The sequence below is a fragment of the Streptococcus mitis bv. 2 str. SK95 genome (assembly GCF_000222705.1).
GTDB lineage: Bacteria > Bacillota > Bacilli > Lactobacillales > Streptococcaceae > Streptococcus > Streptococcus mitis_AY.
The window spans coordinates 21,101-28,170 of sequence record NZ_AFUB01000063.1 but is presented as its reverse complement, the minus strand read 5'-3'; the positions used below and the strand labels follow the sequence as shown (position 1 = coordinate 28,170).

The window sequence follows — 7,070 nt, the reverse complement described above, 5'->3', positions numbered from 1 at the left end:
TGACCTTCTCACCAATCTCATATGATGAGAGCCAAGTGGGGACTCACAAGTATACAATCTCAGAAGTTGAAGGCGATGAAAAAGGTATCACCTACGATAAGACAGTTCAAGAAGTTGAAGTAACTGTTAAAAAAGTCAGCGCAACTGAATTGAAAGCAACAGCTTCGAAAGAAGCGAAAGGTCTTGTATTTAAGAACATTTACACACCAGCGAAAACTGAAGTCTCTGTGAAAAAAGTATGGAAGGATGCCGATAACCAAGACGGCAAACGTCCAACATCAGTCACAGTTAAACTTCTTGCCGATGGTCAAGACACAGGTAAGACCCTTGAGCTCAATAAAGAGAACAACTGGTCTGGAAGCTTTACAGATCTTGATGTGAACAAAGCTGGTAAAGCGATTGCGTACACAGTAATAGAAACAACTAAAGTTGAAGGATATATCTCAGAGGTTACAGGTGATGCAACATCAGGCTTTACGATTACTAACAGCTACACCCCAGAAACCATAGATATTACAGTTACTAAAAACTGGAACGATGCTGATAACCAAGATGGTAAACGTCCAGACAAGATCACAGTTAACCTCCTAGCAGATGGTACCAAGATTGATTCTAAAGAGGTTCAAGCAGCTACAGATGGTACTTGGTCTGTTGAATTTACAAAACTTGCAAAATATAAGAATGGTAAAGAGATTAAATATACTGTAACGGAAGAAGCTGTTGCAGGATATAAATCTTCTATCGACAACTTTACTATTACTAATAGCCATGATCCAGAAAAAATTAATATTTCTGGAACGAAAGTTTGGAATGATAATAATGACCAAGACGGCAAACGTCCAACTAAGATTACAGTTCAAGTCCTTAAAGGAGAACAAGTAGTTGCAGAAATGGAAGTATCAGCAGAAACTGATTGGAAGTTTGAATTTAAAGACCTTCCTAAGTATGAAAAAGGTAAAGAAATCACTTATGTGTTGAAAGAAGTTAGTGTTGAACACTATACTGCAGAAGTGACTGAGAAAGATGGTAAATACACTATTACGAACACTCATACACCAGCTAAGATCAATGTCAAAGGTCAAAAGATTTGGGATGATGCTAACAACAAAGATGGTATTCGTCCAGACTCAATTGTTGTTAAACTGTTGGCAAATGGTGTGGAAACTGGTAAAACAGCTACAGCTTCAGTAGCAAGTGGTTGGACGTATGAATTTACAGATCTTGATCGTTATCAAGATGGTGGTAAAGAGATTGTTTATACAGTTAAAGAAGTATATGTTCCTAAAGGCTATACTTCTGAAGTAACTGGCACTAATATTGTAAATCACCACAAGCCAAAAGACCCAGAACCAAATAAACCACAGGATCCAGAGCCAAACAAGCCAAAAGATCCAGAACCAAACAAACCAGGAAAACCAGATCCAAAACCTCAACTTCCTAACACTGGTGAAAAAGCATCTAACGCAACAGTAGTTGCAGGACTTGCTTTGATGGCAGTGACTGGTGGATTGTACTTTGTAAGCCGTAAAAATAAATAATCCCTAGATGAGAGTTGATTTTCAGTTAGTTCTTAGGAAGTAATTGGAAAGGAAATAGTCCAGAACAATTGTTCTGGACTATTCTTTTATCTTGAAAAATATGGAAGGTTTTTCAATCTTTCGAGTAAGGGACGACCAATAAAACTAATCGCAATGATCTTACCAAGGTCAGGGAGGATAAAGGGAAGGACACCAACTGCTAGTGCCTTATCGAATGGCATACCAGCAAGGAAGTGGAGGCTGAGAATACCTCCGACAAAGACGAGGGAATCACCCAAGAGGTTGGCTAGGAAAATGCGGATATGGCCACTATTTTGATGGATGAGATAAGATGTAAGTCCTGCATAGACAAGGTCGAACCAGAGATAACCTGCGCTTGGACCAACTAAAACGTGAAATCCAGCTCCTCCCCCTGCAAAGACAGGTAGACCAATGGCACCCAGCAGGAGATAGAGAGCAACAGATAGGACGGCTTCCCTTGGTCTAAAAACAGTTGCAATCAGACCAATCGCAAAGTTTTGCAAAGTGAAGGGTACAGGACCGATCGGCAGACTGATTTGAGCCAATACGGCGATGAGAGCAGCACCGATAGCAGGGATAGCATAGATATGAGCTTTTTTCAAAACTGTTAACCTCTTTTTAAAATTATAGTAACTATTATACTAATTCAGGAAGAAAAGTCAACCCATTTTTGAAATCAAGGTAACAATTTTGTAACAGCCGATTTTGCAAGTAAAAAGAGACTCTTTAAAGTCTCTTTCAACAATTAGCGCATGGTCACAAATTCTTCAGAGGCAGTCGGGTGAATAGCTACTGTAGCATCAAAGTCTGCCTTTGTTGCTCCCATCTTGATGGCAACAGCAAATCCTTGAATCATCTCATCCACCCCGTAACCTAGTCCGTGAAGGCCAACAACTTTTTCGTCAGCACCGGCGGTGATGAGTTTGAAGCGAGATTCTTGACGATGGTTTGTAACGGCAGAGTACATAGATGCAAAGCTTGACTTGTAGACTTTAATGTGCTCTTGGCCGTATTCTTTGATAGCTTCTTCTTCGGTCAACCCCACGGTTCCGATTGCTGGGTGGGAGAAGACAACAGTAGGGATAGTTGTGTAGTCCATCTTAGCAAGTGTTTTCCCATTAAAGAGACGTTCAGATAGGGTACGTCCAGCCTTGATGGCTACTGGAGTTAGTTCCTTCTCACCCGTAACGTCTCCAAGGGCATAGATACCATCTACAACAGTATTTTGATACTCATCCACTTGGATAAATCCACGTTCGTTGAGTGTAACTCCAGCCTTTTCTAACTCCAACCCGTCTACATTTGGGCGGCGCCCTGTAGCCCAGATAACTTGGCTAGCAGTGTGACTAGAACCGTCTTCGAAATGAATGGTAATGCCTCGCTCAGTTTTTTCGAGTCTGACTGGTACCTTATGGGTGTGCAAAGGTAGGCCTGTTTTTTCCATTTCGTTAACGAGACCTTCCACGATGTAGCTGTCAAAACTACGCAGAGGACGGTCGCGGCGAACGAACAAATCAGTTTTTACACCGAGTGCATGAAGAACACCTGCTAGCTCAACCGCGATATAGCCAGCACCAAGGATTGCAACGGATTCAGGAAGTTGCTCCCAAGCAAAGACATCGTCTGAGCTGCCACCGAGTTCAGCTCCAGGAATATTTGGGATGCTTGGACGAGCGCCAGTCGCAATCACGATATGTTCGGCACGAATCAATTCACCATTGACACTGACTGTGTGGGAATCAACAAAATGAGCACGACCCTCAATCAAATCAACCCCGTTTCGCTTGAAACTTCCATCATAAGATGAGCGGGCACGATCGATGTAGGCTTCACGGCTTTGACGAAGTTTTGCAAAATCAAATTGAACATCTGAACTCGTAAACCCGTAGTCAGGACCGTAGTGGTGGAAGCTTTCAGCGATTTGGGCTCCATACCACATGATTTTCTTAGGGACGCAGCCAACGTTGACACAAGTTCCGCCTAATTTTTTTTCTTCGATAACAGCTGCTTTAGCACCGTGTTCGCCAGCGCGGTTCATAGTGGCGATGCCGCCGCTTCCCCCACCGATGGCGATGATATCATATTCTCTCATGGAAAACTCCTTATAGTTTTGATAGTCATATTCTATCGTTTTTATTTTTTGAATGCAAAAAATCTGCTACGCCCTAAAGAAATAGCAGAAATCACTTGCTAAATATAGAAATAAGGTGTATGATGTTACTAGTACAATTCTGCATAAATCAAATGGAAACAAGGCATGTTTCCTGAATTGTTCTCTTTTCTCTCTGAACAATCATTGTTTAGAGTAGGTAAATTTGCTATAATAGTCTTTGTATTGAAAATAAAATAGGAGTTTTGTGATGAAGGGGAATAAGAAAACTAAAAAATGGCAACTATACACAGCTATTGGTGCTGCAAGTATTATTATAACCAGTGCAGTGGGTATTTTGCTATTTAGACAGCCCTCTCAGGCTGCCGGTAAGGATGACACATCGCATCTCGTAGTCGCAAAGGAAGGAACAGTTGCCTCCTCTGTTCTTTTATCTGGTACCGTCACCGCAAAAAATGAACAATATGTTTATTTGGATGCAAGTAAGGGTGAGGTGGATGAAATCTTGGTTTCTGTTGGAGATAAGGTTGACAAAGAACAAGCGCTCGTAAAATACAACAGCACAGAAGCGCAGTCTGCTTATGATGCAGCTAACCGTGCCATAGCCAAGGCTGATCGTCGTATCAATGACTTGAAGGAATCACGAAACAACACTCTAGCTGATTCGGAAGAATATGATGATGGAGCACAGGGTTCTTCTGTCTCTTCCATTGATTCTCAGATTAGTGATGCTCGTGATAGTCGTGCTGATGCAGAGGCACAACTTAAAAAGGCGCAGGCCCAATTGGACGCAACAAAGGTTTTGAGTACGCTAGAAGGTACAGTTGTAGAAGTTAATCGCAATGTATCAAAGTCCACAACTGCTGCAAATCAAGTGATGGTTCATGTAGTAAGTAACGACAATCTACAAGTCAAGGGAGAACTTTCCGAGTACAATCTTGCCAACCTTTCTGTTGGCCAAGAAGTGACCTTCTCTTCTAAAGTTTACCAAGATAAAACTTGGACAGGGAAGATCAGCTTTATTTCAGCTTACCCTAAAAATAGTGGAGAAGGAACGAATGCTATAACTGGGGGGAATACTGGTTCTAAATATCCTTATACGATTGAAGTAACGAGTGAGATTGGTGATTTAAGACCAGGTTTTACCGTTAGTGTTGAGGTTAAAAGTGACAAGAAATCAATCCTCGTACCCTTAACCAGTGTCATTACTGAAGACGGGAAAAACTACGTTTGGGTTGTTGACGAAGAGAATAAGGCTAAGAAGGTTGAAGTTAGCCTAGGAAATGCTGACGCAGAAAACCAAGAGATCACATCTGGTTTGACAGACGGAACCAAAGTCATCAGTAATCCAACGACTTCCTTGGAAGAAGGAAAAGAGGTGAAGGCTGATGAAACAACTAATTAGTCTAAAAAACATCTGCCGGAACTATCGAAATGGTGAACAGGAACTGCAGGTCTTGAAAAATATTAATTTGGAGATTGGCGAAGGGGAATTTGTTGCCATTATGGGACCATCTGGCTCGGGTAAATCTACTCTGATGAATACCATTGGAATGCTGGACACCCCAACTAGCGGCGAATATTATCTAGAAGGTCAAGAAGTGGCCCGTCTAGGTGAAAAGCAGTTGGCACAGGTACGTAATCAACAAATTGGTTTTGTCTTTCAACAGTTCTTTCTTTTGTCAAAGATGGATGCTGTTCAAAATGTTGAGTTACCCTTGATTTATGCAGGAGTTCCAGCTGCCCAACGTCGCAAGTTGGCAGAGGAATATCTGAGTAAAGTAGAGTTGACTGATCGTATTCATCACCTTCCTTCGGAGTTGTCTGGCGGTCAAAAACAACGGGTGGCCATTGCGCGTGCTCTTGTTAATGATCCCTCGATCATCCTAGCTGATGAACCGACAGGTGCCTTGGATACGAAAACAGGAAGTCAAATCATGGAACTCTTGGTTGAGTTAAATGAAGAAGGCAAGACTATTATTATGGTAACGCACGAGCCCGAAATTGCAGCCTATGCAAAACGCCAGATTGTAATCCGTGATGGAGTTATTTCGTCTGATAGCGCTCGTTTGGAAGGGAAGGAGAACTAAGATGCAAAATCTGAAATTTGCCTTTTCATCTATTATGGCACACAAGATGCGCTCCTTTTTGACTATGATTGGCATTATCATCGGAGTCTCTTCAGTAGTTGTCATCATGGCTTTAGGGGACTCTATGTCTCGTCAGGTCAATAAAAATATGACAAAATCTCAGAAAAATATTCAGATATTTTTCTCACCAATTAAAAGTAAGGACGGTTCCTTTACACAAAAGCAATCTGCACTGACACTATCTGGTAAAGAAGAAGATGTTCACGTAGAACCACCTAAAACACAGGAATCGTGGGTTAAGGAAACTGCCAAACTAAAAGGTGTAGATGGCTATTATGTGACTAATAGTACAAATGTTACTTTGACCTACAAGGATAAAAAGGTAGAGAGAGCAAGTCTGACAGGTGGGAATATGACTTATATGTCTGCTGTAGAAAATAAAATTATTGCAGGTAGGGATCTGAGAGAACAAGATTACCGAGATTTTACAAGTGTGATTTTGCTAGATGAGGAACTCGCTAAAAGTCTTTTTGACTCGCCTCAGGCAGCACTCAATCAAATCATTTCAGCCAATGGATATAGCTACCGCGTGATTGGTGTTTACTCTAGTCCTGCTGTTAAAAGTGCTAAGATGTTTGGTGTAGGTGGTTTACCGATTACAACCAATGCTTCTGTAGCAGCTAATTTTAATGTGGAGGAAATTTCTAATATTGTCTTTCGTGTGAATGATACGAGTCTAACTCCGACTTTGGGGCCAGAACTCGCACGTAAGATGACAGAAATTGCAGGAGTACAGCAGGGAGAATATCAGGTTGTAGACGAAACTGCCGCTTTTGCAGAGGTTCAGCAAATCTTTGGTTTTATGACCGCTATTATCAGTGCTATCGCAGGAATCTCTCTCTTTGTGGGAGGGACTGGAGTTATGAATATCATGCTGGTTTCTGTAACGGAGCGTACTCGTGAGATTGGTCTTCGTAAAGCATTGGGAGCTACACGGGCTAATATCTTGGTACAGTTTTTGATTGAGTCCATGATATTGACCTTGTTAGGTGGAGTCATCGGCCTAGTAAGTGCAGCGGGCTTGACCACGCTAGCAGGCGCTTTGTTAAAAAATATGATGGAAGGAATAGAAATTGGTGTCTCGCTACCGATTGCTCTCTTTAGCTTGGCTGTTTCGGCCAGCGTTGGTATGATCTTTGGGGTCTTACCAGCCAATAAAGCGTCTAAGCTTGATCCAATTGAAGCCCTTCGCTATGAATAAGATAAACAAGATGGACATTTGTCTATCTTGTTTTTGTATAGATTTCCCTA

The 7,070-nt window shown here is 41.7% G+C and carries 6 protein-coding genes; 4 read left to right on the top strand and 2 right to left on the bottom strand.

What is annotated here, in order from left to right; genetic code table 11:
- Positions 1-1,538 (top strand): Cna B-type domain-containing protein (locus HMPREF9965_RS12035; protein ID WP_000316474.1); only part of this gene is annotated, 1,538 nt, incomplete at its 5' end.
- An 86-nt stretch (positions 1,539-1,624) separates the two neighbouring features.
- Here the strand turns inward: HMPREF9965_RS12035 and HMPREF9965_RS12030 are convergent.
- Together HMPREF9965_RS12030 and gor are read right to left on the bottom strand one after the other, a co-directional pair.
- The gene (locus tag HMPREF9965_RS12030; RefSeq protein WP_000709015.1) at positions 1,625-2,161 is read right to left on the bottom strand and encodes a biotin transporter BioY; all 537 of its coding nucleotides are present in this window, start codon (positions 2,159-2,161) and stop codon (positions 1,625-1,627) included.
- Positions 2,162-2,304: 143 nt separating this feature from the next.
- Positions 2,305-3,651, bottom strand: a complete 1,347-nt coding sequence (gor, locus tag HMPREF9965_RS12025; protein WP_001209560.1) for a glutathione-disulfide reductase — start codon at positions 3,649-3,651, stop codon at positions 2,305-2,307.
- 268 nt (positions 3,652-3,919) lie between these two features.
- On the opposite strand from gor, the gene HMPREF9965_RS12020 reads away from it, so the two are divergent.
- From HMPREF9965_RS12020 to HMPREF9965_RS12010, 3 genes are read left to right on the top strand one after another with little or no spacing between them, the layout of a single operon-like run.
- Positions 3,920-5,074: an efflux RND transporter periplasmic adaptor subunit gene (locus HMPREF9965_RS12020; RefSeq protein ID WP_000677994.1), complete on the top strand. Its 1,155-nt coding sequence runs from the start codon at positions 3,920-3,922 to the stop codon at positions 5,072-5,074.
- Positions 5,058-5,759, top strand: coding sequence for an ABC transporter ATP-binding protein (locus tag HMPREF9965_RS12015; RefSeq protein ID WP_000811464.1), 702 nt, complete (start codon positions 5,058-5,060; stop codon positions 5,757-5,759). Before HMPREF9965_RS12020 ends, HMPREF9965_RS12015 begins: the two co-directional genes overlap by 17 nt.
- A gap of 1 nt (position 5,760) precedes the next feature.
- Positions 5,761-7,020 carry an ABC transporter permease gene (locus tag HMPREF9965_RS12010; RefSeq protein WP_001180410.1) on the top strand — a complete coding sequence of 420 codons (1,260 nt, stop codon included), beginning with the start codon at positions 5,761-5,763 and terminating at the stop codon, positions 7,018-7,020.
- Positions 7,021-7,070: the final 50 nt, after the last annotated feature.